Below are 26,363 nucleotides of genomic sequence, written 5' to 3'. Positions count from 1 at the left end.
ACCGTCGGGCAGGCGCCGTGGCCGACGCGAAACGCGGCCCGGCGTCGGCGGGCTCGCAGATGAAACGCGCGGTGGAACACGGTACCATGCCGACTTTCGCAATGCGGACGGCCGCACCGGCGCCTTCACGGCCGCCGTGCGGCGACTCGATGGAATCGGACGAAGGGGAAGGGTGCATGACGGCGTGGCTGACGGTAGTGGGCATCGGCGACGACGGCTACGCGGGGCTCGGGCGCGGCGCGCGGCGCGCGCTGCTCGAGGCGAAGCGGGTCGTCGGCGCGAAGCGGCACCTCGACATGCTGCCCGCGCGGCTGCCGGCCGAACGCGCCGCATGGCCGTCGCCGTTCGACCTGTCGGGCCTGCTCGCGCAGCGCGGTTCGCCCGTCTGCGTGCTGGCGAGCGGCGACCCGATGCTGTTCGGCGTCGGCGCGACGCTCGCGCGCGAACTGTCCCCCGACGAATGGCGCGTGCTGCCCGCACCGTCGTCGCTGTCGCTGGCGGCCGCGCGGCTCGGCTGGGCGTTGCAGGACGTCGGCGCGGTGTCGCTCGTCGGCCGGCCGCTCGCGACGCTGGCGCGTCACCTGCTGCCGGGCCGGCGCCTGTTCGTGCTGAGCGCCGACGGCCGCACGCCGGCCACGGTCGCCGCCGAACTCGCCGCGCGCGGCTTCGGCCCGACGCGCATCAGCGTGTTCGAGCACCTCGGCGGCCCGCTCGAGCGGCGCATCGACGGGCTCGCGCAAGACTGGCACATCGACGAAACCGCCGCGCTCAATCTCGTCGCGCTCGACTGCCGGGCGGGCCCCGATGCGCCGCGCCGCGCGCTCACGCCCGGCCTGCCCGACGACGCGTACCGCCACGACGGCCAGCTCACCAAGCGCGACATGCGCGCGCTGACGCTCGGACGCCTCGCGCCTGCCCCCGGCGAACTGTTGTGGGACGTCGGCGCGGGCAGCGGCTCGATCGGCATCGAGTGGATGCGCGCGCATCCGTCGTGCCAGGCGATCGCGATCGAGTCGCATGCGGAGCGACAGCGCTACATCGAGCACAACCGCGACGCGCTCGGCGTACCGGGCCTGCAACTCGTGGCCGGGCGCGCGCCCGATGCGCTCGCGGGGCTCGCCGCGCCCGACGCGATCTTCATCGGCGGCGGCGCGACCGTGCCCGGCGTGCTCGACGCGTGCTGGTCGGCACTGAAGCCCGGCGGCCGGCTCGTCGCGAACGCGGTCACGCTGCAGGGCGAGCTGGCGCTCGCCGCGTGGCGCGACGCGCACGGCGGCACGCTCACGCGCGTATCGCTCGCGCACGCCGAGCCGCTCGGCCGCTTCGACACGTGGCGGCAGCCGTTGCCCGTCACGCTGTACGACGTGCACAAGCCCGCTTCCACGGCGACCGACCTCGCGGACCCTGCCTGATGCGCGACGAAACCCCCGAACAACCGGCACCGCTGCGGTTCGGCTACACGACCGGCAGCTGCGCGACCGCGACGTCGCTCGCCGCCGCACGCGTGCTGCTCGCGGGCCGCGCGGACGATGCGGTCGAGATCGTGTTGCCGAAGGGGCAGCGCGTGATGATGCGGCTCGAGTTCTGCCGGGCCACGGCCGACGGCGCGGAAGCCGGCACGATCAAGGATGCCGGCGACGATCCTGACGTCACGCACGGCGCGCTGATCTTCGCGCGGGTCGCGCTCGCCGCCGTGCCCGGCGTGCGTTTTCACGCGGGGCCGGGGGTCGGCACCGTCACGCGCGCGGGGCTCACGCTGCCGGTCGGCGAACCGGCGATCAATCCGGTGCCGCGCCAGATGATGACCGCGCACCTCGACGCGCTCGCGGCCGAATACGGCTACACGGGCGGCTTCGACGTGACGATCGGTGTCGAGGGCGGCGAGGCGCTCGCGCTGAAGACGATGAACCCGCGGCTGGGCATCGTCGGCGGCTTGTCGATTCTCGGCACGACCGGCATCGTGCGGCCGTTCTCGTGCTCGGCGTACATCGCGTCGATCCATCAGGGCATCGACGTCGCGCGCGCGAACGGGATCGCGCACATCGCCGCGTGCACCGGCAACGCGAGCGAGGATGCGATGCGCGCGCACTACGGCCTGCCCGACATGGCACTGATCGAAATGGGCGATTTCGCCGGCGCGGTGCTCAAGCACCTGCGCCGCGCGCCGGTCGCGCGCCTGTCGATGTGCGGCGGCTTCGGCAAGCTCAGCAAGCTCGCGGCCGGCCATCTCGACCTGCACAGCCGCCATTCGAGCATCGACCTGCCGCTGCTCGCGCAGTGGGCGGCCGAGGCGGGCGCGAACGACGCGCTGCAGGCCGCGATGCGCGCGGCGAACACCAGCCAGGAAGCGCTGAAGCTCGCGCAGGCCGAAGGCGTGCCGCTCGGCGACCTCGTCTGCGCGCACGCGCTGCGCGTCGCGCGCGACATCGTGCCGCCATCGGTCGCCGTCGAGATGTTCGCGATCGACCGGCAGGGCCGCTTCGTCGGGATCGCACGATGAGCGCGCGCATCCTGGTGCTCGGCGGCACCGGCGACGCGCTGAAGATCGCACGCGCGCTCGGTCCGCGGCACGTCTATAGCCTCGCGGGTCTCGGCAAGGTGCCCGACGACCTGCGCTGCGACGTGCGCGTCGGCGGCTTCGGCGGGGCGGCGGGGCTCGCCGCGTATCTGCGCGGTGCCGGCATCGGCCTCGTGATCGACGCCACGCATCCGTATGCCGCGCGCATCAGCGCGAACGCGGCGGCCGCCGCGCGCGACGCGGGCGTGCCGCTGTGGGCGCTGCGCCGCGCGCCGTGGGCGCCGCAACCCGGCGACGACTGGCGGATGGTCGACGACTGGGCCGGCATCGAGGCCGCGCTCGCGCCGTTCCGGCGGCCGCTGTTCACGCTCGGCCGCGAACCGCTCGCGCATCTCGACGCGATCCCGCCGCACCAGTTCTGGCTGGTGCGCTGCCTCGATGCGCATCCCGGCAACGCGCGCGCGCAGATCGTCGCCGCGCGCGGGCCGTTCACGCTCGAAAATGAGCGCGCGCTGTTCGCGCTCGCGGGCATCGACGTCGTCGTCAGCAAGAACAGCGGCGGCGCCGCGACCGAAGCCAAGCTCGACGTCGCGCGCGAACGCCGGCTGCCGGTCGTGATGCTGCGCCGGCCGCCGCTGCCTGACGCCGACCGCGCGTTCAACTCGGCCGCCGCGCTGCTCGATGCGCTCGACCCGGCCGCGCGTGCTTGATGCCACGCAACCCGGCTGTCCCATGAATTGACGGAGATTTTTCGATGACGGTGTATTTCATCGGCGCGGGCCCCGGCGACCCGGAGCTGATCACGGTAAAGGGCCAGCGCCTCGTGCGCACGTGCCCGGTGATCCTGTATGCAGGGTCGCTCGTGCCGCCGGCCGTGCTTGACGGCCATCGTGCGGAACGGGTCGTCAATACCGCCGAGCTCGACCTCGACGCGATCGTCGCGCTGCTCGCCGACGCGCATGCGAAAGGGCAGGACGTCGCGCGCGTGCATTCGGGCGATCCGTCGCTGTACGGTGCGATCGGCGAACAGATCCGCCGGCTGAAAGCGCTCGGGATTCCCTATGAAATCGTGCCGGGCGTGACGGCCACGGCCGCCTGCGCGGCGACGCTCGGGGTCGAGCTGACGCTGCCCGGTGTCGCTCAGACGGTGATCCTCACGCGCTTCGCGGGCAAGACGACGATGCCGGAAGGCGAAGCGCTCGGCGCGCTCGCCGCGCATCGCGCGACGCTCGCGATTCACCTCGGCGTGCGGCATCTCGCGCGGATCGTCGACGAAGTGCTGCCGCATTACGGGCCCGCGTGCCCGGTCGCCGTGATCTATCGCGCGAGCTGGCCCGACGAGGAGCGCGTGACCGGCACGCTGGCCGACATCGTCGGCAAGGTGCAGGGCACGCAGATCGAACGCACCGCGCTGATCCTGATCGGGCGCGTGCTCGATGCGGAAGGGTTCGCGGATTCGACGCTGTACGCGAGCGGGGGGTGATGACGCGTGTACCGAACGCAACGCACTTCGCGTTGCGAGGCATCGCGACAATGGGTTGCCTCGCGAGCGGGGCAACCGATCAATACCCATCGTCGAGCGGCGCTCTCCGCGTGAACCGGCGCGACCGGGTGACAACGGGCAACCGCGCGAACCGGGCCGCCGATCGATGTCCATCGTCGAACGGCACTGCATGAACCGGCAACGGGCAACCGCGCGCCGGCCACGAACCGGGTCGACGCCTTCACGCGCCGCTTCTGAACGGCGCTACGCACGCGCGACACGCCGCGCAAACTGCGGCGCGAAGCCCGCCGCCAGCGCGAACAGCACGACGCACAGGCATGCCATCGCGATCCATGCCGGCGTCAGATCCGCGAGATGCTGGCGCACGATGCCGGCCGCGAACGGAAACAACCCGGCGACCAGATAGCCGACGCCCTGCACGAACCCCGTCAGCGATGCCGCATCGGCCGGCGTCGCCGCATGATCGACCGTGACGATCAGCGACAGCGGAAACAGCGCGCCGATCCCCGCGCCAAGCAGCAGCGCGGCCGGCATCGCGAGCGTGTCCGGCGCGGCCAGCATCACCAGCAATCCGGCGAACAGCGACGCGATCGCCGCGTGCAGCGCGGGCCGGCGATCGGGCAGGCGGTCGATCGTCGCCGAGATCGCCAGCCCCGCGACGACTTCCGCGAGCGTCACGCCGCCGAGCAGGCTGCCGGCCGCGGTCGGCGACCAGCCGAGCCGCATGTAGTACGGCGGCAGCCATGCGAGCACGAGGGTGTAGGCACCCGTCGCGATCCCGAAGAACATCGCGAGCCGCCAGGCCCGCGGCGAGCGCGACGGCCGCGCCTGCATCGGCGGCGCAGCCGTCGGCCCGGACGCCGGTGCGTCACCGCCACGACTGGCCAGCGGCCACGCGAGCGCCGCGACCGCGGCCGGCAGCGCCCAGCCCGCGAGCGCGACCAGCCAGCCCCAGCGGGCCGCGGCGAACGGCGCGACGACGCTCGCGAGCACCGCCCCGCCCATGATCGACGTCGAATAGACGCCCATCGCGCCGCCGATGCGCGGCGCGAAATGCGCCTTCACGAACCCCGGCAGCAGCGCCTGCACCATCGCGATCCCGATGCCCGCGCAACCTGCGCTCGCGAGCAGCAGCCACGCGTGCTGCGCGCCGAAGCGCGACGCGCACGCGAGCCCGATCAGCACGACGCCGAGCCACACGCCGCCGGCGATCCCCGTCATGCGCTGCAGCCGCCGCGCGCCGAGCGCGCCCAGGCCCATCAGGAGGATCGGGATCGTGGTCAGCAGGCTCGCCGCGCCGTCGCCGATGCCGGTCGCACGCTGGATCATGTCGAGCAGCGGACCGATCGCGGCCAGCGCGGGCCGCAGGTTCAACCCGACCAGTACGACGGCGGCCAGCCGCCAGCCGGGGGAAGTGGAGCGATTCATGATGGAGTGGCCCTCGATATCGGTGCACGACACCTCCGTCCTGCGTGCCGTGCATTTTCATGTAAAGTATCTCGACATCAAGATAAATGCGTATTTATCTCGACGTCAAGATAACTGGTGAGCCGAGGAGGGTTAATGGATCGAGCCGCGCATGCGCTCGCGCAATGGCGCATCGAGCGTCCGGATCTGGATGCGTCGTCGATGCTCGTGATGGGACGGCTGCAGGAAGCCGCGCTCGTGATCGCGCGCGACGGTCTCAATCCGCTGTTCGCGCGCTACGGGATGCAGCCGGGCGAGTTCGACGTGCTGGCGACGCTGCGGCGCAGCGGCGCGCCGTTCGCGCTGACACCGACCGCGCTGTACGACGCGCTGATGATGTCGTCGGGCGGGATGACCGCGCGCATCGACCGGCTGCAGAAGGCCGGCTGGGTCGAGCGCCGGCCGAACCCGGCCGACGGCCGCGGCACGCTCGTCGCGCTGACCGACGCCGGCCGCGCGCTGATCGACGATGCGGTGGTCGCGCACGTCGACAATCAGCGCGCGATGCTGGCCGCGCTGTCGGAGGCGGAGCAGGCGCAACTTGCGGCGTTGCTCGAAAAGCTGCTGGCGGGATTGGGAGGAGAAGCGTCGGCGTCAGCGTCGGCCGAAAGGTAGCGCCGCCGCATCGTCACGTCGAACGAACGCGACGAGCGGGACATGGAAACACCGAAAGAAAACGCGCGAAAGGCAGCGCGTGAACCGCCCGCCGCGCGCTGCGGCGGGCCGGACAGACGGCGGGCCGCACCGGGTGCGCCCGCCGCGCGGCTCAGCCGCGTGCCGGGATGTTGAGCCCGCGCGCGACGGCCGGACGCGCGACGAACGCGTCGAGCGCCCGCGCGACATGCTTGAATTCGCCGAAGCCGACCAGGTCGCCCGCTTCATAGAAGCCGACGAGGTTGCGCACCCACGGGAAGATCGCGATGTCGGCGATCGTGTACGTATCGCCCATCACCCACTTGCGGTTCGCGAGATGCGCGTCGAGCACGCCGAGCAGGCGCTTCGATTCGGTGACGTAGCGGTCGCGCGGACGCTTGTCCTCGTAGTCGCGGCCCGCGAACTTGTGGAAGAAGCCGACCTGGCCGAACATCGGGCCGATGCCGCCCATCTGGAACATCACCCACTGGATCGTCTCGTAGCGGCCCGCCGGATCCTTCGGGATCAGCTGGCCCGTCTTGTCCGCGAGATAGATCAGGATCGCGCCGGATTCGAACAGCGCCAGCGGCCGGCCGTCGGGGCCGTTCGGATCGATGATCGCCGGGATCTTGTTGTTCGGGTTCAGCGACAGGAATTCGGGCGACAGCTGGTCGTTCGTGTCGAAGCGCACGAGGTGCGGCTCGTACGGCAGGCCGGTTTCCTCGAGCATGATCGACACCTTGACGCCGTTCGGCGTCGGCAGCGAGTACAGCTGGAGACGGTCGGGATGCTGGGCCGGCCATTTTTTCGTGATCGGGAAGGCGGACAGATCGGGCATGGAGGTTCGTTCGTCAACGTTGAGGATCCGCGCCCCGCCGGCCTGCTACGCGTCGCCGGCAGCCGCTGACACGGCGGCGGGAACGGGACGAACGCATCGACCGGCGGGCGGGGCGCGCCGAAGACGCCCACTGTAGCCGATCCCCGCGATCGCTGCAGACGGCGGCCGCGCGTCGTGTCCGTGCGCCGCCGCGCGCAGCGCGCCTGCCTGTTTCGGTCAGTCGCCTCAACAGACGACGCATCGACGTGTCGCGAACGGGTGCCTGTGGACATCGCGCCAGGCCCTGCGCGCTGCGGCACCCGTGCCACACCGCACCGCATCGTCAGAAGTTGTGCCGCAGCCCGACCATCGCCGCGGTCGTGCCGACCCCGGGCGCGACCGGCTGCCCGTACACGAGCATCTGGTTCATCGTGCCGCGGTTGTTCACGTGGCCGACCTGCGCATAGACCATCGACCGCTTCGACAGGCTGTAGTCGGCCGTGAGCACGACGGCCGTCGAGCGGTTTTCCGAACGGTTGCGGTCCTTCAGGTAATACACCGCCGACGTCACCTGCAACGCGGGCGTGAAGCGATAGCCGACGCCGGCCGACAGCATGTCGAGGTTCACCTTGTCCGCATGCGACGGATTCCTGCCGTTGCCGTACGACGCCGACACCGAGAAATCGCGGATCGTGTATTTCGCGCCGACGTAGATGAAGCGGTTGTTGTCGACGCCGGTCGGCGCGACACCCGGCGCCGGATTCGTGTCGTGGCCGTTGTAGTAGACGGCCGACGCGTTGAGCCCGTAGTTCGAATACCGCAGCACGACCGATTCGCGCGTGCCGCCCTGGAACTGCCCGGCGACGCCGCCGGGCGCGTATTCGAGCGCGATCGACGCGCCCGCGAAGGTCGGCGACTGATAGACGAGCGCATTGCTGTCGTACAGCGCGCCGATCGCGCCGTTGGTGCTCGTGCCCGGCCAGCCGGCCGCGGTGTTCAGGCCGAGCCACGCGGTCAGCACGCTGCCGAAGAACTGCGCGTTGCGCACGTCGGTGTCGGCCATCGCGTAGATCATCGGCACGATCTGGCGGCCGGCCGTGAAGGTGCCGAACGGCCCGGACACGCCGAGCGACGCAACCTGGTTGAAGATCGCGACGGCGCCCGGCGTGTCGCTCAGCTGCATCCTGCCGGTGCCGCTGTCGAACGAGCCCTGCAGCTTGAAGTTGACCTTGTAGCCGCCGCCGATGTCCTCGCTGCCCTTGATGCCCCAGAAGCTCGAATAGATGCCGCCGTCCTTCATGCGGAACACCTTGCCGGTGTTCGGCGCGCTCGGGCCGAACGACGCGGCCGACGTGCTCTGGTACAGCAGGCCCGTGTCGACCACCCCGTACAGCGTGACGGAGGATTGCGCGTGCGCGAGCGCCGCACTGCCGGCAAGCGCCGCGAGCGCGGCCAGTTTCGTCTTCATCGAAGTCTCCAGGATCGTAATGGACCGCACGGGATCGAGCCCGGGCGGGTGCAGCAGGGGAAGCATCGAGGCAGGCGGGAGGGCGCCGGGTGCGACGCCGGTGCGAGCCGTGCGGAAAGACTACGCAACGGCGCGCGGCCGCTCCCCCCCATGCGCGGGGGGCAGGGTTGCGGAGAATCGGAGGGGAGCCCGGGCAACGCGGTTGTCATCAACGGCCGGGCAAGGCCGACCGAGGCGGATCAAGGCCAGTTAAGTCGCTTCGGACGTGCGCAGGCGGGCAACGCGCGCGTCAAGGCGCGCTTTCGAGCAACCCGAGCACCAGCGCGCGGCGCACCGCGTGCTTGCGCGAGCTGGCGTCGAGCTTGCCGAACAGGTTCTTCAGGTGCCACTTCACGGTTTCCTCGCCGACGGCGAGCGCCACCGCGATCTCCTTGTTCGACAGGTTGCGCGCGAGCAGTTCGAGGATCGCGCGCTCCTTCGGCGTCAGCACGACGCTCGGCACCGCGCGCGGGCTGGCCGTGCTGCGCGGCGCGGGCGGCACGATGCGCGGCTGCGGCTGTGCGGGCCGGGCGGGTCCGTCGCCCGCGGCCGTCTCGTCGCCGATGCGGCGCGCCCAGTCGGCGACGGCCGGATGCGCGTCGGCGAGCGTGCGCGTGAGGCCGAACATGTCCGCGAGGTTCATCGCCTCGTCGAGCAGCGCGCGGCCGCCGTGCCCGGACTGTTCGAGCGCGAACGCGCTGAGCGCCATGATCTCGATGCGCTCGCGTCCCATGCTCATTTCGCGGGCCAGCACGGCGGCTTCGTCGAGCGCCGCGCACGCATCGTCCCAGCGGCGCGCGGCAAGCGCGGCGCCCGCGTGCGCCATCGCCTGCAGCAGCACGACGGGGCGCCGCCACAGCGGCCCGTGCGACGGAAACTCGGCCGCGGCGATCGCATCGATCCGCTCGACCAGCGCATGGCAGGTCGCCTCGCGATAGCGCGCCGCGTGAATGCGCACCTGCTCGGCGAGGCTCGCGACCGACAGGCGCGGCAGCCGGCGCGCGACGCCCATCGCGTCGAGCGCCTCGAGCAGGTCGATCGCGCGATGCTCGACGCCGCGCAGCAGCGCGATGCGCGCGGCCGTCCGGTAGCCGAGCAGCACGGTGTCGGGCGTGCCCGCGTGCTCGAGCACGTCGAGCCGGTTCGCGAGCAGCGCGGCGGCCTGGTCGACGCGATCGGCCTCGTACGCGATCGCCGCGCACATCGCCGCAAGCATGCAGGTCAGCGGATGGCGGCGCCCGAGATCGGCTTCCGCGCGGGCGAGCGCCGGCGACAACGCGTCGTCCGCGAGCCGGATCTGGCCTTCGCGCAGGTAGCTCAGGCCGGTGATCAGCTCGCCCCAGCGCGCGACGTAGCCGAACCCGGCCGCGGTCGCGCCGCGCGGCGCGGCCTGCTGGAAGCGGCGCGCCTGCGCCGGTTCGCCGACGATGATCGCGCGCGCCGACAGGCGGTTCGCATGCATCTGCGCGAGCCAGGTCGCCTTGGGCGGCGTGAAGTCGGCCCACGGTTCGAACAGCTCGACGAAATGGTCGATTTCGTCCGCGTAGTAGGCCGCCGCACTGAGGATCAGCGCGCATTCGTAGCGCATCGCGGCCGGCGTGCCGGGGTCGGCGAGGATGCCGGCGATCTGGCGCCGCGCCTCGACATGGCGCTCGCCGAGCGCCAGCGCCCACGCGACCGCGATCCGCAGCGTCGGGCGCTTGTCGAGTTCCGCATCGGGCAGCAGCGCGAGCCAGTCGAGCACGTCGTTGATGCGGCCCTGCTTGATCGCGTCCTCGAGGCAGCGCTGCGCGAGCGCGTATGCCGTCTCGAACTGGCCGGCCGCATACGCGTGGCGCGCCGCTTCCTCCGTCATCCCGTGCGCGTCGAGCCACGCGGCCGCGCGTGCGTGCAGCGCGCTGCGGTCTGCTTCGGCGCTCGTCGTCAGACGGTCGCGCAGCGTATCGCGCACGAGCGGATGCAGCCGGCACCAGTCGGAAGCGTCGGACGCGATGAACAGCGGCGTGTCGCGCGCGAGCCGTGCGAGCCGGTCGGGGGCGGCCGCGTCGTCGAGCAGCGCGGCGCACAGCGACGGATGCAGGCGGTCGGCAACGCTCGTGCGGGTCAGGAACGCGGTGTCGTCAGCCGACAAATTCGCGAGCAGCAGTTCGACGAGCCGGTCGCGCGTGCCGTCCATGCGTGCGGCGAGCGCATCGACGGCCTGGCGCGGATCGGCCGAGCGCGCCATCGCGGCCATCGCGAGCTGCAGCCCGAGAGGCCAGCCGTCGACGCGCTCGAACAGCCGCGCGCACGCGTCGGCGTCGACCCGCTGCGCAAAGCGCGCGCCGACCAGCGCGATCGTTTCGTCGAGCGTGAAGCGCAGCCAGTCGGGGCCCGCGAGCGTGCATTGCCCGCCGGCGAGCAGGTCGCCGGCCGCGTGATCGAGCCCGCGCCGGGCCGCGACGACCACCCGCAGGTTCTGCGGCGCGTTGTGCAGCACGTAGGTCAGCGCGTCGAGGCCGGCGGCGGGCAGCCGCTCCGCATCGTCGACGATCAGCAGCGCGTCGATCGACAGTTGCGCGACCTCGGCCAGCCACGCGGTCAGCCCCTCCAGCGCCCGGGCCGCGCCGTCCGGAATCAGGCGCCCGAACGCGGGTCGCGCGCAACCGGTGCGCACCGCCTGCACGAGCCCCTGCAGCAGGCGCGGCGCGTCGTCGCGCTCGTCGGCGGACAGCCACACGACCGCGCGGCCGAGCGCGAGCGATTCGCGTCGCCATTGCGCGAGCAGCGAGGTCTTGCCGTAGCCGGCCGGCGCCTGCACGAGCGTGACGGGCCGGGCGTCGAACGCCGCCGCGGCGAGGCTCAGCCGCGCGCGCGCGAGCAACTGCGCCGGCACGCGCGGCGCGGTCGTCTTCAGCACGAGTTCGGTCGGGGGCGCGTCGGCGCGTTCGGGTGGGTGAGCCATCGGGGCAGCAGTCGGAATCCGGCGCTGCCGTGCAGGCCGGCGTCCGGGGTGGGCGTGGGGGGAAGGATCGGCCGAACCGCGTTCGCGCGTCAATCCCCCCCGCGGCGAGTGGGGCCGCGCCGCCGCCCGGCCGATAGCATGGGTTCCGAGGCGTGACGAACGCGATTGACCAATGCAACGGGGAGGGGGCCATGAACATCGTATCGACTGGCGCGCGCCGCAGCGCGCCGAGCGCCGGATAAACGGAGCGGCACGATGTATCGCCATCTGCTCGTGACGGTCGACGGCGTGCCCGGCGGCATCGACGCGATCGGCCATGCGCTCGAACTGGCGCGTGCGGTCGGCGCGCGGGTCACGTTCGTGCTGTCCGGCGCGGCGCCGCAATCGCCTGGCTCCGACTCGCGTTTGTCCGGAGCGCGGATGCCGGAACACGGTGCGAAAGTGGAAGCCGCCGCACGGGCCCAGGGCCTGTCCCATGCGATCGCGGCGGCCGGCGATCCGGGGGCCGGCCATCCGGCGGCCGGCGATCCGGGGGCCGGTCAGCCGGCGGCCGGCGGCACGTCGCCCGCCACGCTCGCCGGCGAACTCGGCTGCGACCTGATCGGCGTCGCGGCGCTGCCGCACGATGCCGATGCCGGCGCGGCCGCGCAACGGCGGTTGCTGCTGGCGACGAGCGGCGTGCCGGTGCTCGTGTGCCCGGCGCGGCGTGCGCCGGCAGAGGCGCGCGTGATGGCCCGCTGTCTCGCCGCGCATCGCGCGCTCGGCGCGCAGTTGCAGGCGCTGACGCAGTTGCAGGCGCCGACGCTCGCGAGCGAAGACCCGGACTCGGCAACGCGGCCGGCCGCCGATGCAGACCGCGCGCTCGCGGTGCACGCCGCGTTGGCGTCGCTCGCGGCGCTGCAGGACGCGCGTTCCGGGCCGTCCGCCGAAGCACGCCTGTGCGCGGCATTGCGCAGACGGGCGGAGAGCACCGCGGCCGAACTCGACGAGCTCGACCGCCAGCGGCGCCGCGATGCGCACGCGCTCGGCGCGCTGGCGCGGCTCGCCGCCGACGGCTTGCCGTCGGCCGCGTTCGATGCAGCGCTCGCCGTCTATGCGCGCGGCGCGTTCGAGCAGATGGGGCGCATGGAAGGCGTGATTTTCCCGGCCGCGCGGCGCTATTTGAGCGACGGCGACTGGACCGAACTGGACGCGCCTCCGGCGAGCGGCTCAGCCGCGACGACGCCGGGCGCGGACGAACCCGACGATGCGTGACGCGCATCCGACTGAAATCCTACGGAGAACCAGATGGCACATGCAGTGCGATTCCACGAAACCGGCGGCCCCGACGTGCTGCGCTGGGAAGCGGTCGAAGTCGGCGACCCGGGCGCGGGGCAGGTCCGCCTGCGGCACGAGGCCGTCGGCCTGAACTTCGCCGACACGTATTTCCGCAGCGGCCTGTATCCGGTGCCGCTGCCGTCCGGCATCGGCGTCGAGGCCGCCGGCGTGGTCGAGGCCGTCGGCCCCGGCGTGACGAACGTCGCCGCCGGCGACCGGGTGACCTACACCGGCTTCCTGAACACGCTCGGCGCGTACAGCACCGAACGGCTGATCGCCGCCGCGCCGCTCGTGAAGCTGCCGGCCGGGATCGCCTGCGAAACGGCCGCGGCGATGACGATGCGCGGCCTGACGTCGGCGTACCTGTTGCGCCGCATCCACGCGTTCGCGCCGGGCGACACGATCCTGCTGCACGCGGCCGCGGGCGGCGTCGGGTTGATCGTGTCGCAATGGGCGAAGCTGCTCGGGCTGACGGTGATCGGCACCGTGTCGAGCGAGCACAAGGCCGCGATCGCCCGCGCGCATGGCTGCGACCATACGATCGACTACAGCCGCGAGGACGTCGCGAAGCGCGTGCGCGAACTGACCGGCGGCGCGGGCGTCGACGTCGTGTTCGACAGCGTCGGCAAGGACACCTTCGAGGGCTCGCTCGATTCGCTGAAGCGGCGCGGGCTGATGGTCTGCGTCGGCACCGCGTCGGGCCCGATCCCGCCGTTCGACCCGCAGCGCCTCGCGATGAAGGGCTCGCTGTACCTGACGCGCCCGGCGCTGGCCGACTACATCGCCGATCCGGCCGAGAAGAACGACCTGGCCGGCGAGCTGTTCGCGCACGTCGCGGCCGGCCGCATCCGGATCGAGATCAACCAGCGTTACGCGCTGCAGGACGCGGCGCAGGCGCACCGCGATCTCGAATCGCGCAAGACGACCGGCTCGTCGGTATTCATCGTCTGAGGAGACGCGCATGCGAGTCGAACCCCTGACCTGTGCGATCGGCGCGGAGCTGCTGGACGTGAGCCTCGCCGACGCCGTGCACGACGACGGCCTGTTCGCCGAGATCCGCACGCAACTGCTGCGCCATCGCGTGCTGTTCCTGCGCGACCAGGACATCACGCGCGCCGAGCACGTCGCGTTCGCACGCCGCTTCGGCGAGCTCGAGGATCATCCGGTCGCCGGCAGCGATCCCGAGCACCCGGGGCTCGTGCGGATCTACAAGTCGCCCGACCAGCCGAACGACCGCTACGAGAATGCGTGGCACAGCGATGCGAGCTGGCGCGTGGCGCCGCCGCTCGGCTGTGTGCTGCGCTGCATCGAGGGTCCGCCGGTTGGCGGCGACACGATGTGGGCGAACATGGTGCTCGCATACGAGAACCTGCCGGAACACGTGAAGCAGCAGATCGAAGACTTGCGCGCACGCCACAGCATCGAGGCGAGCTTCGGCGCGGCGATGCCGGTCGACAAGCGCCTCGCGCTGAAGGCGCAGTATCCGGACGCAGAGCATCCGGTCGTGCGCACGCATCCCGAAACCGGCGAGAAGGTGCTGTACGTGAACGCGTTCACGACGCACTTCACGAACTTCCATACGCCCGGGCGCGTGCGCTTCGGGCAGGACGCGAATCCGGGCGCAGGCCAGCTGCTGCAATACCTGATCAGCCAGGCTTACATCCCCGAATACCAGGTGCGCTGGCGCTGGAAGAAGAACAGCGTCGCGATCTGGGACAACCGCAGCACCCAGCATTACGCGGTGATGGACTACCCGCCGTGCGTGCGCAGGATGGAGCGCGCGGGCATCGTCGGCGACGTGCCGTTCTGAGCGCGCCCGCACCTTAACCGACTCGCAACCCTGTACACGACGCGCCAGGCCAGCCGCCCGGCGCGGCGGGATACGCACGCCCGTACGCCTGCACTAAAACGATTCCCACTGGAGGACGACATGCAATTTCTCGACGATTCGCTGCACCCGGAAAACCAGGACAAGGTAGTCATCACGGTCGCGCCGTACGGCCCCGAATGGATGCCCGCCGACTTTCCGGAAGACATTCCGGTGACGATGGACGAGCACGTGCAGAAGGCCGTCGACTGCTACAACGCGGGCGCGACGGTGCTGCACCTGCACGTGCGCGAGCTCGACGGCAAGGGCAGCAAGCGGCTGTCGAAATTCAACGAGCTGCTCGGCCGGCTGCGCGAGGCGGTGCCCGACATGATCCTGCAGGTCGGCGGCTCGATCTCGTTCGCGCCGGAAGGCGACGGCGCCGAGGCGAAATGGCTGTCCGACGACACGCGCCACATGCTCGCCGAGCTGACGCCGAAGCCCGACCAGGTGACGGTCGCGATCAACACCGTGCAGATGAACATCACCGAGCTGATGAACCGCAAGGACATCGCCGGCACGTCGCTGAACGAGGCCGCGCTGTGGGACGCGTACCGCGAGATGACCGTGCCGGCCGGCCCCGGCTGGGTCGACGAGCACCTGCGCCGGCTGCAGGCGGCCGGCATCCAGCCGCATTTCCAGCTCACCGGCATGCACGCGCTCGAGACGCTCGAGCGGATCATCCGCCGCGGCGTCTATCGCGGGCCGCTGAACGTCACGTGGGTCGGCATCGGCGGCGGCTTCGACGGCCCGAACCCGTACAACTTCATGGAATTCGTGCGGCGCTGCCCGGACGGCGCGTGCATCACGCTCGAATCGCTGATGAAGAACGTGCTGCCGATCAACACGGTCGCGATGGCGCTGGGCCTGCATCCGCGCTGCGGGATCGAGGACACGATCATCGACCAGAAGGGCAACCGGATGACGTCGGTGCAGCAGGTCGAGCAGTGCGCGCGGATCGCGCGCGAACTCGGGCGCGAGATCGCCACCGGCAAGGAGGCGAAGGCGATCTACCGGATCGGCGTGCAGTACGACGGCGTCGACGAGACGCTCGCGCAGCTCGGGATGGCGCCGAACCGCCGGCCGGGCCAGCTGAGCGTGCCGCTGCGCGCGGCCTGACGCAGCGGGCGACCATGCAACCGGGCGGCCCGCGAGCGCCGCCCGCCGATCGATGTGGCGCCGCACCCACCCTCGCGCAGTGCGCGAGGCAAGCTCCGACGAACGGAGCGGGGCCGCGCAAGCCGCGCCGGCGCGTTACCGCACCGGTGCCGGAGGAGACACGCATGCTGATTCATCACGTCGAGCCGTCGCTGCAGGACGTGGCGGCCACCGGGCGGCGCGCGCCGGCCTATGCCTGGCTCGTGTTCGGGCTGACCGTCGGCCTGCTGCTGTCGGACTACATGTCGCGGCAGGTGCTCAATGCCGTGTTTCCGCTCCTCAAGCACGCGTGGGGACTGTCGGACACGCAGCTCGGCTCGCTCTCCGGCGTCGTCGCGCTGCTGGTCGGCCTGCTGACGTTCCCGCTGTCGGTGCTCGCCGACCGCTTCGGCCGCGTGCGCAGCATCGTGCTGATGGCCGCGCTGTGGAGCGTCGCGACGCTCGGCTGCGCGCTGTCGACCAACTACGCCCAAATGCTCGTGTCGCGCGGCCTCGTCGGGCTCGGCGAAGCCGCGTACGGCAGCGTCGGCGTCGCACTGATCCTCAGCATCTTTCCGGCCCGGCTGCGCGCGACGCTGACCGGCGCGTTCATGGCCGGCGGCGCGTTCGGCTCCGTGTTCGGGATGGCGCTCGGCGGCCTCGTCGGCGCGCATCTCGGCTGGCGCTGGTCGTTCGGCGTGATGGCCGCGCTCGGCATCGTGCTGCTCGTCGCGTACCGCGGCGTGGTCACCGAACGGCGGCTCGCGGCCTGCCGCGTCGAACCGTGCCGGCCCCATGCCGATGCGCCGCGCGACCTGCGCGGCAGCGCGCGCGCGCTGATGTCGGGGCTGTTCGCATCGCGTTCGGTGATCTGCGCGTATGTCGGCAGCGGACTGCACCTGTTCGTGCCCGGCGCGCTGTTCGCGTGGCTGCCGAGCTACCTGAACCGTTATTACGCGATGGCGCCGGACCGCGCCGCGGTGCTTGCGGCCGGCTTTGTGCTGCTGTCGGGCGTCGGGATGGTCGGCTGCGGGATCGTCACCGACCGTGTCGGCAAAACCGACGGCAAGCGCAAGTGGTTGACCGCGATCGCGTATTGCGTGCTGACGGGCGTGTGCCTCGCGGCCGCGTTCCGGCTGCCGCCCGGGCCGCTGCAACTCGCGCTGATTTGCGCGGGCATGCTGGTCGGTGCGGGCGCGTCCGGCGCATCGGGCGCGATGGTCGCGAACCTGACGCCCGCCGCGATCCATGCATCGGCGTTCGCGACGCTCACGCTCGCCAACAACCTGCTCGGCATGGCGCCGGGCCCGCTGCTGACGGGGTGGGTCGCCGATCGCGCCGGCCTCGTCGGCGCACTGCAATGGATTCCCGTCGTGCCGCTCGCGGCCGCCGTGCTGTTCGCGATCGGACGCGCGAGCTACGCGGCCGATCTCGCGCGCGTCGAACGCGAACGGCGCGCGTCCCACCTTTCCTGAACCGAACCCTCCCGGAGGCTGCATGACCCTGGCGACCGCGCCCACCATCCTGATCGTGCCCGGCTTGCGCGATCACGTCGAAGACCATTGGCAGACGCATCTGCAACGACGCCTGCCGAACGCACGGTCCGTCGCGCCGCTCGAAGCCGACAAGCTGAGCCGGGCCGCGCGCGTCGCGGCACTCGATGCGGCGCTCGCCGCGATCGACGGCCCCGTGATTCTGGTCGCGCACAGCGCGGGCGTGATGATCACGGTGCACTGGGCACGGCAGGCCACGCGCAAGATCCACGGCGCGCTGCTCGCGGCACCGGCCGATCTCGATACGCCGATGCCCGCCGGTTACCCGGCGCCCGACGCGATCGCCGCGAACGGCTGGACCCCGGTACCGACCGGGCGGCTGCCGTTTCCGAGCGTCGTGGCCGCGAGCCGCAACGATCCGCTCGCGCGCTTCGAACGCGTCGAAGTGCTGGCGGCCGGGTGGGGCAGCAGGCTCGTCGATCTCGGCGAAGTCGGGCATCTGAATCCGGCGTCCGGGTACGGCGAGTGGCGGGATGCGGAGCGGCTGATCGGGAAGGTGATCGCGCTCGGCGCGGCCTGAGCGCCATCGGCAACGCGCCGCGCATGAATTCCCTGCCGGCGCGTCAACGTGAACCGATTCCATTTGAGCGCCCAGCGACATACGACGTCCTAACACGCCGCGTGCCCGTCGCCGTGTCGCGCCGCGAAATCGTTCAATCTACAAATCCTCGGGAAACGGAAGGTTTCTGTTAGGGAAATTCCCGCCCCGCGCCAGTCGGTTTTTTGTTGACCGACATCGTATAACGCCGTCATGATTTCCTGAAAAGAAAGGTCCCATCCACCGACCGAAGTGAGGAGACATGAACGCCACCCCGATCGCTCGCCGTGTCCGCCGGATCGCACTCGCGCTGGGTTTCACGCTGTCGGCCGCGGCAGCCGTTGCCGCACCCGTATCGCTGAACGTCGTCGACGTCGCGGGCAACCTGCAGCTCACGCAGAAGGCCATCGAGGCGTTCAAGGAGAAGAACCCGAATCTCGTCGCGAACGTCACGTTCACGAACGCGCCCGCGCCGCAGCTGCCGGGCAAGATCAAGGCGATGCAGGCGGCGGGGCGCGCCGACATCGATCTCGTGCTGACCGGCACCGACGCGCTGGCCGCCGGCATCGAGCAGAACCTGTGGCTGAAGCTGCTGCCCGACAACGCGGGCGCGTTCCCCGGCGTGCTCGACCGGTACGCGCCCGGCCCGCGCAAGATGCAGGATGTCGCGCAGGGCTTCGGCCTCGAAGTGACCTACATGCCGGCCGGCCCGCTGCTCGAATACAACCCGGCGAAGGTCGCCGACCCGCCGAAGACGCCCGAACAGCTGCTCGCGTGGTGCAAGGCGCATCCGAACAAGCTGATCTACGCGCGCCCGGCGAACTCGGGCCCCGGCCGCACGTTCCTGATGGGGCTGCCGTACGTGCTGGGCGACAAGAACCCGCAGGATCCGATCAACGGCTGGGACAAGACCTGGGCGTTCCTGAAGCAGCTCAACGACTGCGTGCCGTACTACCCGGGCGGCACGTCGGCCGTGATGAAGGAGCTCGGCGAAGGCACGCGTGACATGACCGTGACCGTCACCGGCTGGGACCTCAACCCGCGCGCGCTCGGCATCGTGCCGGCCGACTTCCGGATCCAGGCGTTCGACAACATGACGTGGGTCAACGACGCGCACTACATGGTGATTCCGAAGGGCGTGGCGAAGGACAAGCTCGACGTGCTGTTCAAGCTGATGAACTTCCTGCTCGAACCGGCGCAGCAAGCGATGACCTACGACGACGGCTACTTCTATCCGGGCCCGGCGGTGAAGGGCGTGACGCTCGAGATGGCGCCCGCGCACAGCCAGGAAGTGATCAGGAAGTTCGGCCGCCCCGAGTACGCGAAGCTGCTCGCGGAACGTCCGCACGTGCAGCCGCTCAACGCGCAGGCGATGGTGGCCGCGTTCCAGAAGTGGGACCGCGAGATCGGGTCGCAGAAGTCGAAATGACGGATGAACCCGCGGGCGCCGCGGCGCCCGCGCCGACGGAGTTCGCGTAATGAAGCACAGTTTCGAACGGTTGCGGCTCGACGGCGTGTGCCGCAGCTTCACCAATGCGGAGGGCGCGCAGGTCGCCGCACTGAACGGGCTCGATCTCGACATCCGGCGCGGCGAGTTCGTCGCGCTGCTCGGCCCGTCGGGCTGCGGCAAGTCGACCGCGCTGAACTGCATCGCCGGGCTGCAGCCGCTCACGAGCGGCGGCATCTGGCTCGACGACACGCGCATCGACGTGCTGCCGCCCGAGCGCCGCGGCTTTGGCATGGTGTTCCAGAACTACGCGCTGTTTCCGCACATGTCGGTGCTCGAAAACGTCGGCTTCGGGCTGAAGATGCGCGGCGTGCCGAAGCAGGAAACGCGGCGGCGCGCGCAGCAGGCGCTCGAACTCGTGCAGCTCGTCGGCCACGAGGGCAAGCTGCCCGGGCAGTTGTCGGGCGGGCAGCAGCAGCGCGTCGCGATCGCGCGCGCGATCGTCATCGAGCCGCCGCTGGTGCTGATGGACGAGCCGCTGTCGAACCTCGACACGAAGCTGCGCATCGAGATGCGCGCCGAGATCCGCCGCATCCACACGCAACTCGAACGCGCGACGATCTACGTGACGCACGACCAGGACGAGGCGCTGTCGATGGCCGACCGGATCGTCGTGATGAAGGAGGGCGTCGTGCAGCAGGTCGCGTCGCCGAAGGACGTGTACACGCGCCCGCACAACCTGCACGTCGCGCGCTTCATGGGCTATCGCAACGTGCTGCCGTTCACGCTCGAAGGCATGGCCGGCGATTACGTGAACGTCGCCGCCGCGGGTGTGCGCATCACCGGCGTGCCGATGGCGGGCTTCGACGGCAAGGACGTCGTGGTCGCGCTGCGCCCGGACGACATCGAGCGCGCGCAAGCAGGGGCCGACAACGCATTCGACGCGACCGTCGAAACGGTCGAATACGGCGGCCGCGACTCGCTCATTCGTGCGATCACGCCGTTCGGCCCGATCTGGGCGCGCGTCGCCGGCGAATTCGCGCAGGGCGAACGGCTGCGGCTGCGCGTGAGCCCGGCGCGCACGCTCGTCTATGCGGGAGACGCGCGATGAACGGCCGCGGCGCCGCGTGCGCGGCAGCGCGCCCCCGGGAGGCCAGCATGAAAACCATCCCTCATCCCCGCCGGACGCACATTCTTGCGCAACGGAATGCTTCTGTCGGGCACTGTCGAAACAGCACTTGCAAGGGCGGTGCCGCATGAGCACGCTCGCGACCGGCGGCGCGCCGCGCGACGCGAAGGCGTGGCTCGTCACGCCCGCGCTCGCGTTCATCGTCGCGCTGTTCATCTATCCGTTCGCGTACGGCCTCGTGCTGTCGTTCCAGCCGACGAACGGCGGCGGCGTGCTCGCGAACTACGTGCAGTTCTTCACCGACACCGCGATGTGGCCGACCGTGCTCGTCACGCTGAAGCTCGCGGTGCCGGCGACGCTGATCAACGTCGGCATCGCGGTGCCCGTCGCGTTCGCGCTGCGCCGCAACTCGCCGTACCAGAAGCTCGTCACGACGCTGCTCGTGATTCCCGTCACGCTCGGCACGGTGCTCGTCGCCGACGGGATGCTCACGTACTTCGGCCCGAACGGCTGGTTCCCGCAGGCGCTGCAAGGGCTGCACCTGTACACCGACGAGGTGCGCCTCACGCACAACTACTGGGGCGTGCTGCTGTCGCTGATCGTGTCGGGCTTTCCGTTCGCGTTCCTGCTGATGCTGTCGTACATCAGCGGCATCGACCCGACGCTCGCGCGCGCCGCGGCCACGCTCGGCGCGAACCCGTGGCAGCAGTTCCGGCGGATCTACCTGCCGCTGCTCGTGCCGGGGCTCACGATGGCCGCGTGCCTGTCGTTCGTGCAGGCGTTCTCGGTGTTCCCGTCAGCCGTGCTGCTCGGCGCGCCGGCCGGGCCGACGCGGGTGATCTCGATCGCGGCCGCCGAAGCCGCGTTCGAGAGCTACGACTATTCGCTCGCGTCGGCGATCGCGATCGTGATGGGCTTCGTGCAGCTGCTGGTGGTCGCGTCGATGCTCGGCGCGCGCCGCTTCTTCTATACCGGTCCGGTCACGGGAGGCAAGGGCTGATGGCGACCGACAATCATGCCGCGCCGGCGTGGCCGCCGAAGCACAGCCCGCCCGGCGCGCAGCCGGTCAACGCGATGAAGCCGCGCAAACTGCGCGGCAGCCTCGCCGGCCGTGCATGGAAGGCGCTCGTGTGGGGGCTGATGGCGTTCTTCCTGCTGAACGTGATGCTGCTGATCGCGACCGTCGCGGTGAACTCGGTCGCGACGCGCTGGTTCGGCACGCCGCTGCCGCAGGGCTTCACGCTGCACTGGTATGCCAAGGCGTGGGAAGACTTCCAGCTCGCGAGCGTGCTGTGGGTGACGCTCGAAGTGGTCGGCGCGGTGGTGCTGCTGTCGGTCGCGCTCGGCGTGCCGGCCGCCTATGCGCTCGCGCGCGTGCAATTCCGCGGCAAGCGCTTCGCGCTGCTGGTGTTCCTGCTGCCGCTGATGGTGCCGCCCGTCACGTACGGGATCCCGATGGCGACCGTGATGTACAAGGTCGGGCTCGCCGGCACGCTGCCGGGCGTGATCCTCGCGAACCTGGTACCGGCGCTGCCGTTCGTGATCCTCGTGATGACGCCGTTCATCGAGCAGATCGATCCGAACCTCGAAGCCGCCGCGCGCATTTTCGGCGCGAACACGTGGCGCTATTTCCGCTACGTGCTGTTGCCGCTGCTGGTGCCCGGCATGCTCGCAGCCGGGCTGCTCGTGCTGGTGCGCACGATCGGGATGTTCGAGCTGACCTTCTTCACCGCGGGCCCGAGCACGCAGACGCTCGTCGTCGCGCTGTATTACGCGGTGTTCTCGACCGGCGTGCGCGCGCCGCAGTCGATCGACGCGATGGCGATGATCTACATGGCCATCACGCTCGTGTGGGTCGTGATCGCGCTGCAGTTCGTGAGCCCGACGCAGCTCGTGAGTCGCGTGAAGCAGGAGCGGCAATAGGCGTCCACGTGTGGCGGCGTGCGTTAACGCGACTCAACGCGAAGGACAGCGGCGGCGCAGCGATGCAGGCGGTCCTGCCGATGCTTGCGCGCGCCATCCGTGCAATTGGTTACAAATGGATACCGCGAACCGTGCACGGACGTTGCAGACTACGCAGCGTACCGGCCCGGCGATACGTTCGCTCGCATCGCCGCATGCCGCCCGACGTTCACCCGATTCGCGGAGTTCCATGAAGTTTCCCACGCTGCTCACGCTCGGCTGTGCGGCCACGCTGCTTGCCGCCTGCAACCTGCTCCACGACGGCCCCGGATCGAGCGACGTCGATGCCGCGGTGCGCCGCGCGCTCGAAGCGGAAAACCACGGCGGCCTGAACGCGCTGTTCGGCCAGCCGCTGCCCGTGTCGGCCGACGTGATCTCGGCGAAACCCGACGGCGACTGCAGGAAGGTCGGCGAACGGACCTACACGTGCGACGTCGTGGTCACGTGGCGCAACCACGATTACGCGCCGTCGCGCGCGAACCTGACCTTCGTCAAGGCCGCCGACGGTTCGTGGCAGACCTCGGGCGTCGACGCGGCCATCGCGACCGGCGCCGCCAAATCGCTGATCGACCGGATCGGCAAGGCGTGGCCCGGCAACGCGGCGAGCGGTGCGTCAGCGCCGCAGTGACGCGGCCGGCGACGGGCTTCGTCGCGCTTTCTTCAGAGGACGCTCCCGGCGCGCGGAACCGTACCGTTCTCCACGGACCGCTGGCGGACTGCGCGAACGGTGCCGCGACCGCGGCGGTGCCCCATCTTGTTCGACCCGTGCTCGGGCCCGGATTAGCGGCAAAAAAGGGCGCAAACGCGACCGGGTATCGACCGAACCCATCCTCGGTATGCGGATCGGAATATAGGGAAAACCCTTAATTCGAGCTATAATCACGACCTAGAAGAAAGGTCGAACCATGCCCGAACGTCTCCAATCCCTTGAAAAATTTGTGTTTTCCCTGGTCGTGATGTCCGCAGTCTTCTGCTCCGCGTTCCTCGCGTACGAGCGTCACCCCGAGATCAAGATCGCGCTGCACGAAGGCGAAGCGCTGATGCGCGAAAGCGCCAAGTATTCGGTCATCTGCTCGCCGTCCAAGGTCGATCCTTGCGTCGAGATGTCCGCTTACTGATCGATCTTCGCGTCGAGGCTCGCGCGCCGGTCGGCGCGGCAGCGAACGGTGTCCTGGGCACCGTTTCATCAGTTTCGGACTCGTCCTACAGATTTGGCGGCCTGATTTCCTTGAAGTAGCGCCCATCAGGAATTCGGAAACCGGCCGCAAGACAGGGCGGATGTACGAACCCGTACCGTGCCGAGTCGCTGGCGTAAGCAGCCCCCATTCCGTCGGCCCCGCTTCGAGCAATCGAGCGGGGCCGCTCCATTTGCGCGGTCGATCTGCGCGCCCCATTTACACGGCCCTGACTGCACGGCCCGAATTCGCGCGGTCCGCAGGTTCGGTCCGCAGCGACCGGCGTCACACCACCTGCCGAGGTTCGCCGCGCGCAAACGCGGCAACGTTGTCGACGAGCTGATCGGCCAGTGCCCGCATCGCCTCGTCGCTCGCCCACGCGACATGCGGCGTCAGGATGAACGCCGGATGCGACAGGATCGCGTGGAACGGGTGCGCGGCCGGCAGCGGCTCCTGCGTGACCACGTCGAAGCCGGCGCCCGAAATCTGCCCCGACTGCAGCGCGTCGACGAGTGCACCTTCATCCACGAGCCCGCCGCGTGCGGTGTTGATCAGCAGCGGCCGGCGCGCCATCCGCGCGAACGCGGCCGCGTCGATCGGGCCGCGGGTCCCCGGCGTGAGCGGGCAGTGCAGCGTGATCACGTCGCTGTCGCGCAGCAGCGTGTCGAGCGGCACATGCCCGGCGCCCCGCGCGTCGCCGTGCGCGGCGAACAGCACGCGCATGCCGAGCGCGCGGGCGATGCCGGCCACCGCGCGGCCGAGCACGCCGTCGCCGACGATCCCGAGCGTCGCGCCGGCCAGGTCGCGGATCGGATGATCGAAGAAGCAGAACTGTCCGCTGTCGAGCCAGCGCCCCGCGCGCACCGCGTCGCGATACGCGACGAGGCTGCGCCGCAGCGCGAAGATCAGCGCGAACGTGTGTTCGGGTACGGTGCGCACCGCATACCCGCGAATGTTGCTGACGACGATGCCGCGCACGGCGCACGCATCGAGATCGACGATGTCGGTACCCGTCGCGGCGATCGCGATCATTTTCAGGTGCGGCGCACGGTCGAGCGCCGTCGCGTCGAGCCGGACCTTGTTGGTCACGACGATGTCCGCGTCGCCGATACGCGCGGCCACTTCGTCCGCGGCCGTCCGTTCGAAGGTCCGCAGCGCGTGCGGAAACGGAAACGGCTTCAGCACGGTCTGCGGCGACAGCGTCGCGCGGTCGAGAAACACGATCTGCGCGGGAGAGGAACTGGAAAACATGGCGGGCCTCGCTGACGGGCGCCCGGCGGGCGCGCAACGGCAACGATTCTGCCAACGGCGCATGCGATCGGGCTTGCGCATTGCGCGAGCGCGCTTTCCCGCGTGGAAAACGTCGATGCCATCCGTGCACGGCCGGCCCGACGACTTCCCGGTTCACTGTTCCGTCGCACGAGCCGCTGTGGCAGCGCCCCGTCGTGCTGCAGGCGATGGCGCACGCGGGCGCCGCTGGGACGATGCGTGTGCGGCGCTCGACGAAGCCGCCGTGCTGGCCCGCGAAATGAGCCACGCGCCCCTTTCCGTTCAGGAAAGGCTGGTTGAGCATCGATCGATTTTCGCCGGATGCGAACGCCGTCATGATCGCCGTCATCGACAACACGATTTTCAGGAGACAGCATGACGCGCCCCCTGGACGGTATCCGCGTGCTGGAACTCGGCCAACTGATCGCCGGGCCGTTCGCGGGCCGGATGCTCGCCGAATTCGGCGCGGACGTGATCAAGGTGGAGCCGCCCGGCGTCGGCGACCCGCTGCGCAAATGGCGGCTGCTGCACGACGGCACGTCGGTCTGGTGGGCCGCGCAGTCGCGCAACAAGCGCTCGCTCGCGCTCGACCTGCGCACGCCCGAAGGGCAGGACGTCGTGCGCCGCCTCGTCGCCGGGACCGACGTGCTGATCGAGAACTTCCGGCCCGGCACGCTGGAAGGCTGGGGGCTCGACTGGGAGACGCTGTCCGCGATCAACCCGCGGCTCGTGATGCTGCGCGTATCGGGCTTCGGCCAGACCGGCCCGTATCGCGACCGGCCCGGCTTCGGCGTGATCGCCGAAGCGATGGGCGGCCTGCGCCACCTGACCGGCGAGCCCGGCCGCACGCCGGTGCGCGTCGGCGTGTCGCTCGGCGATTCGCTGTCGGCGCTGCACGGCGTGATCGGCATCCTGCTCGCGCTGCGCCATCGCGAACAGCAGGGCGGCAAGGGGCAGGTCGTCGACGTCGCGCTGTACGAATCCGTCTTCAACATGATGGAAAGCCTGCTGCCCGAATACTCGGCGTTCGGCGCGGTGCGCGAGCCGGCCGGCAGCAGCCTGCCGGGCATCGCTCCGACCAACGCGTACCGCTGCCGCGACGGCAGGTACGCGCTGATCGCCGGCAACGGCGACAGCATCTTCCGGCGCCTGATGGCGCTGATCGGGCGCCCCGATCTCGGCGACGATCCCGCGCTCGCGCACAACGACGGGCGCGTCGCGCAGGTCGCGCGCATCGACGCGGCGATCGGCGAATGGAGCGCGCGGCTCGATCTCGACGACGTGCTCGCCGCGCTGCACGACGCACGCATCCCGTCCGGGCGCATCTACGACGTCGCGGACATCGCGGCCGATCCGCATTACCGCGCACGCGACATGATCGTCGACGCCGCGCTGCCCGACGGCACGCCCGTGCTCGTGCCGGGCATCGTGCCGAAACTCGGCGCGACGCCGGGATGCATCGAGCGTCCGGCGCCCGCGCTCGGCGCCGATACCGACGCGGTACTCGAATCGATCGGCATCGATGCCGCGACGCGCGACGACTGGCGCACGCGCGGCGTGATCTGAAGCGACCAACCTG

Annotated in this window: 23 protein-coding genes; 18 read left to right on the top strand and 5 right to left on the bottom strand. The window is 70.6% G+C overall.

Features of this window, described 5'->3' with window-relative positions; all coding sequences use genetic code 11:
* Positions 1–176: 176 nt before the first annotated feature.
* From cbiE to cobM, 4 genes are read left to right on the top strand one after another with little or no spacing between them, the layout of a single operon-like run.
* Positions 177–1,412, top strand: coding sequence for a precorrin-6y C5,15-methyltransferase (decarboxylating) subunit CbiE (gene cbiE / locus DIE16_RS09625; protein WP_124892225.1), 1,236 nt, complete (start codon positions 177–179; stop codon positions 1,410–1,412).
* The gene (locus DIE16_RS09620) at positions 1,412–2,500 is read left to right on the top strand and encodes a cobalt-precorrin-5B (C(1))-methyltransferase (RefSeq protein WP_124892188.1); all 1,089 of its coding nucleotides are present in this window, start codon (positions 1,412–1,414) and stop codon (positions 2,498–2,500) included. Before cbiE ends, DIE16_RS09620 begins: the two co-directional genes overlap by 1 nt.
* The gene (locus DIE16_RS09615) at positions 2,497–3,228 is read left to right on the top strand and encodes a cobalt-precorrin-6A reductase (protein ID WP_124892187.1); all 732 of its coding nucleotides are present in this window, start codon (positions 2,497–2,499) and stop codon (positions 3,226–3,228) included. Before DIE16_RS09620 ends, DIE16_RS09615 begins: the two co-directional genes overlap by 4 nt.
* A 44-nt stretch (positions 3,229–3,272) precedes the next feature.
* A complete protein-coding gene (gene cobM / locus DIE16_RS09610; RefSeq protein ID WP_124485487.1) occupies positions 3,273–4,001 on the top strand; it encodes a precorrin-4 C(11)-methyltransferase in 729 nt (242 codons plus the stop codon).
* A gap of 264 nt (positions 4,002–4,265) precedes the next feature.
* Here the strand turns inward: cobM and DIE16_RS09605 are convergent, their stop codons facing one another.
* A complete protein-coding gene (locus tag DIE16_RS09605; protein WP_124892186.1) occupies positions 4,266–5,450 on the bottom strand; it encodes an MFS transporter in 1,185 nt (394 codons plus the stop codon).
* 135 nt (positions 5,451–5,585) lie between these two features.
* On the opposite strand from DIE16_RS09605, the gene DIE16_RS09600 reads away from it, so the two are divergent.
* Entirely contained in the window at positions 5,586–6,104 is a 519-nt protein-coding gene (locus tag DIE16_RS09600) for a MarR family winged helix-turn-helix transcriptional regulator (protein WP_124892185.1), read from the top strand.
* A 151-nt stretch (positions 6,105–6,255) separates the two neighbouring features.
* On the opposite strand, the gene DIE16_RS09595 is transcribed toward DIE16_RS09600, so the two are convergent.
* From DIE16_RS09595 to DIE16_RS09585, 3 genes are all read right to left on the bottom strand, one after another.
* Entirely contained in the window at positions 6,256–6,960 is a 705-nt protein-coding gene (locus DIE16_RS09595; RefSeq protein ID WP_124485484.1) for a glutathione S-transferase N-terminal domain-containing protein, read from the bottom strand.
* Between the two features lie 322 nt (positions 6,961–7,282).
* The gene (locus tag DIE16_RS09590; RefSeq protein ID WP_124485483.1) at positions 7,283–8,407 is read right to left on the bottom strand and encodes a porin; all 1,125 of its coding nucleotides are present in this window, start codon (positions 8,405–8,407) and stop codon (positions 7,283–7,285) included.
* Positions 8,408–8,696: 289 nt separating this feature from the next.
* Positions 8,697–11,390, bottom strand: coding sequence for a LuxR C-terminal-related transcriptional regulator (locus DIE16_RS09585; RefSeq protein WP_124892184.1), 2,694 nt, complete (start codon positions 11,388–11,390; stop codon positions 8,697–8,699).
* 255 nt (positions 11,391–11,645) lie between these two features.
* Between DIE16_RS09585 and DIE16_RS09580 the strand changes: the two genes are divergently transcribed.
* The 12 genes from DIE16_RS09580 (at position 11,646) to DIE16_RS09525 (ending at position 23,458) form a co-directional block, all read left to right on the top strand.
* Positions 11,646–12,644, top strand: a complete 999-nt coding sequence (locus tag DIE16_RS09580; RefSeq protein WP_124892183.1) for a universal stress protein — start codon at positions 11,646–11,648, stop codon at positions 12,642–12,644.
* Positions 12,645–12,677: 33 nt separating this feature from the next.
* The gene (locus DIE16_RS09575; RefSeq protein WP_124666982.1) at positions 12,678–13,658 is read left to right on the top strand and encodes a quinone oxidoreductase; all 981 of its coding nucleotides are present in this window, start codon (positions 12,678–12,680) and stop codon (positions 13,656–13,658) included.
* 10 nt (positions 13,659–13,668) lie between these two features.
* Positions 13,669–14,517, top strand: coding sequence for a TauD/TfdA family dioxygenase (locus tag DIE16_RS09570; RefSeq protein WP_124521758.1), 849 nt, complete (start codon positions 13,669–13,671; stop codon positions 14,515–14,517).
* A 120-nt stretch (positions 14,518–14,637) separates the two neighbouring features.
* On the top strand, positions 14,638–15,693 hold the full coding sequence (locus DIE16_RS09565; RefSeq protein WP_044843535.1) for a 3-keto-5-aminohexanoate cleavage protein: 1,056 nt from the start codon (positions 14,638–14,640) through the stop codon (positions 15,691–15,693).
* A 164-nt stretch (positions 15,694–15,857) separates the two neighbouring features.
* Positions 15,858–17,186 (top strand): MFS transporter, encoded by a 1,329-nt coding sequence (locus tag DIE16_RS09560; protein WP_124892182.1) that lies wholly within the window; start codon positions 15,858–15,860, stop codon positions 17,184–17,186.
* 22 nt (positions 17,187–17,208) lie between these two features.
* Positions 17,209–17,784 (top strand): alpha/beta hydrolase, encoded by a 576-nt coding sequence (locus DIE16_RS09555; protein ID WP_124892181.1) that lies wholly within the window; start codon positions 17,209–17,211, stop codon positions 17,782–17,784.
* A 280-nt stretch (positions 17,785–18,064) separates the two neighbouring features.
* Complete coding sequence (locus tag DIE16_RS09550) at positions 18,065–19,231, top strand: ABC transporter substrate-binding protein (protein WP_044843531.1); 1,167 nt, start codon at positions 18,065–18,067, stop codon at positions 19,229–19,231.
* Positions 19,232–19,280: 49 nt separating this feature from the next.
* Positions 19,281–20,360, top strand: coding sequence for an ABC transporter ATP-binding protein (locus DIE16_RS09545; protein ID WP_124521754.1), 1,080 nt, complete (start codon positions 19,281–19,283; stop codon positions 20,358–20,360).
* 145 nt (positions 20,361–20,505) lie between these two features.
* Complete coding sequence (locus DIE16_RS09540; protein ID WP_124892180.1) at positions 20,506–21,378, top strand: ABC transporter permease; 873 nt, start codon at positions 20,506–20,508, stop codon at positions 21,376–21,378.
* On the top strand, positions 21,378–22,301 hold the full coding sequence (locus DIE16_RS09535; protein WP_124485475.1) for an ABC transporter permease: 924 nt from the start codon (positions 21,378–21,380) through the stop codon (positions 22,299–22,301). Before DIE16_RS09540 ends, DIE16_RS09535 begins: the two co-directional genes overlap by 1 nt.
* Positions 22,302–22,530: 229 nt before the next feature.
* Positions 22,531–22,968, top strand: a complete 438-nt coding sequence (locus DIE16_RS09530) for a hypothetical protein (protein WP_124485474.1) — start codon at positions 22,531–22,533, stop codon at positions 22,966–22,968.
* A 277-nt stretch (positions 22,969–23,245) separates the two neighbouring features.
* Positions 23,246–23,458 carry a hypothetical protein gene (locus DIE16_RS09525; RefSeq protein WP_044843526.1) on the top strand — a complete coding sequence of 71 codons (213 nt, stop codon included), beginning with the start codon at positions 23,246–23,248 and terminating at the stop codon, positions 23,456–23,458.
* Positions 23,459–23,800: 342 nt separating this feature from the next.
* Here DIE16_RS09525 and DIE16_RS09520 read toward each other — a convergent pair whose 3' ends face one another.
* A complete protein-coding gene (locus DIE16_RS09520; protein ID WP_124892179.1) occupies positions 23,801–24,766 on the bottom strand; it encodes a D-2-hydroxyacid dehydrogenase in 966 nt (321 codons plus the stop codon).
* 393 nt (positions 24,767–25,159) lie between these two features.
* Between DIE16_RS09520 and DIE16_RS09515 the strand changes: the two genes are divergently transcribed.
* Positions 25,160–26,350, top strand: coding sequence for a CaiB/BaiF CoA-transferase family protein (locus DIE16_RS09515; protein ID WP_044843524.1), 1,191 nt, complete (start codon positions 25,160–25,162; stop codon positions 26,348–26,350).
* Positions 26,351–26,363: the final 13 nt, after the last annotated feature.

It is taken from the genome of Burkholderia sp. Bp9090, assembly GCF_003857985.1.
Classification (GTDB): Bacteria; Pseudomonadota; Gammaproteobacteria; order Burkholderiales; family Burkholderiaceae; genus Burkholderia.
This window is presented reverse-complemented; position numbering and strand designations above follow the sequence as displayed.

What these genes read in the sequence shown, in the direction of transcription:
- DIE16_RS09605 (WP_124892186.1), bottom strand. Translation starts at nt 5,450, where the DNA reads ATGAATCGCTCCACTTCCCCCGGCTGGCGGCTGGCCGCCGTCGTACTG.
- DIE16_RS09550 (WP_044843531.1), top strand. Translation starts at nt 18,065, where the DNA reads ATGAACGCCACCCCGATCGCTCGCCGTGTCCGCCGGATCGCACTCGCG.
- DIE16_RS09570 (WP_124521758.1), top strand. Translation starts at nt 13,669, where the DNA reads ATGCGAGTCGAACCCCTGACCTGTGCGATCGGCGCGGAGCTGCTGGAC.
- DIE16_RS09555 (WP_124892181.1), top strand. Translation starts at nt 17,209, where the DNA reads ATGACCCTGGCGACCGCGCCCACCATCCTGATCGTGCCCGGCTTGCGC.
- DIE16_RS09525 (WP_044843526.1), top strand. Translation starts at nt 23,246, where the DNA reads ATGCCCGAACGTCTCCAATCCCTTGAAAAATTTGTGTTTTCCCTGGTC.
- cobM (WP_124485487.1), top strand. Translation starts at nt 3,273, where the DNA reads ATGACGGTGTATTTCATCGGCGCGGGCCCCGGCGACCCGGAGCTGATC.
- DIE16_RS09595 (WP_124485484.1), bottom strand. Translation starts at nt 6,960, where the DNA reads ATGCCCGATCTGTCCGCCTTCCCGATCACGAAAAAATGGCCGGCCCAG.
- DIE16_RS09560 (WP_124892182.1), top strand. Translation starts at nt 15,858, where the DNA reads ATGCTGATTCATCACGTCGAGCCGTCGCTGCAGGACGTGGCGGCCACC.
- DIE16_RS09575 (WP_124666982.1), top strand. Translation starts at nt 12,678, where the DNA reads ATGGCACATGCAGTGCGATTCCACGAAACCGGCGGCCCCGACGTGCTG.
- DIE16_RS09615 (WP_124892187.1), top strand. Translation starts at nt 2,497, where the DNA reads ATGAGCGCGCGCATCCTGGTGCTCGGCGGCACCGGCGACGCGCTGAAG.
- DIE16_RS09590 (WP_124485483.1), bottom strand. Translation starts at nt 8,407, where the DNA reads ATGAAGACGAAACTGGCCGCGCTCGCGGCGCTTGCCGGCAGTGCGGCG.
- DIE16_RS09580 (WP_124892183.1), top strand. Translation starts at nt 11,646, where the DNA reads ATGTATCGCCATCTGCTCGTGACGGTCGACGGCGTGCCCGGCGGCATC.
- DIE16_RS09585 (WP_124892184.1), bottom strand. Translation starts at nt 11,390, where the DNA reads ATGGCTCACCCACCCGAACGCGCCGACGCGCCCCCGACCGAACTCGTG.
- cbiE (WP_124892225.1), top strand. Translation starts at nt 177, where the DNA reads ATGACGGCGTGGCTGACGGTAGTGGGCATCGGCGACGACGGCTACGCG.
- DIE16_RS09520 (WP_124892179.1), bottom strand. Translation starts at nt 24,766, where the DNA reads ATGTTTTCCAGTTCCTCTCCCGCGCAGATCGTGTTTCTCGACCGCGCG.
- DIE16_RS09620 (WP_124892188.1), top strand. Translation starts at nt 1,412, where the DNA reads ATGCGCGACGAAACCCCCGAACAACCGGCACCGCTGCGGTTCGGCTAC.
- DIE16_RS09530 (WP_124485474.1), top strand. Translation starts at nt 22,531, where the DNA reads ATGAAGTTTCCCACGCTGCTCACGCTCGGCTGTGCGGCCACGCTGCTT.
- DIE16_RS09565 (WP_044843535.1), top strand. Translation starts at nt 14,638, where the DNA reads ATGCAATTTCTCGACGATTCGCTGCACCCGGAAAACCAGGACAAGGTA.
- DIE16_RS09545 (WP_124521754.1), top strand. Translation starts at nt 19,281, where the DNA reads ATGAAGCACAGTTTCGAACGGTTGCGGCTCGACGGCGTGTGCCGCAGC.
- DIE16_RS09540 (WP_124892180.1), top strand. Translation starts at nt 20,506, where the DNA reads ATGAGCACGCTCGCGACCGGCGGCGCGCCGCGCGACGCGAAGGCGTGG.
- DIE16_RS09515 (WP_044843524.1), top strand. Translation starts at nt 25,160, where the DNA reads ATGACGCGCCCCCTGGACGGTATCCGCGTGCTGGAACTCGGCCAACTG.
- DIE16_RS09600 (WP_124892185.1), top strand. Translation starts at nt 5,586, where the DNA reads ATGGATCGAGCCGCGCATGCGCTCGCGCAATGGCGCATCGAGCGTCCG.
- DIE16_RS09535 (WP_124485475.1), top strand. Translation starts at nt 21,378, where the DNA reads ATGGCGACCGACAATCATGCCGCGCCGGCGTGGCCGCCGAAGCACAGC.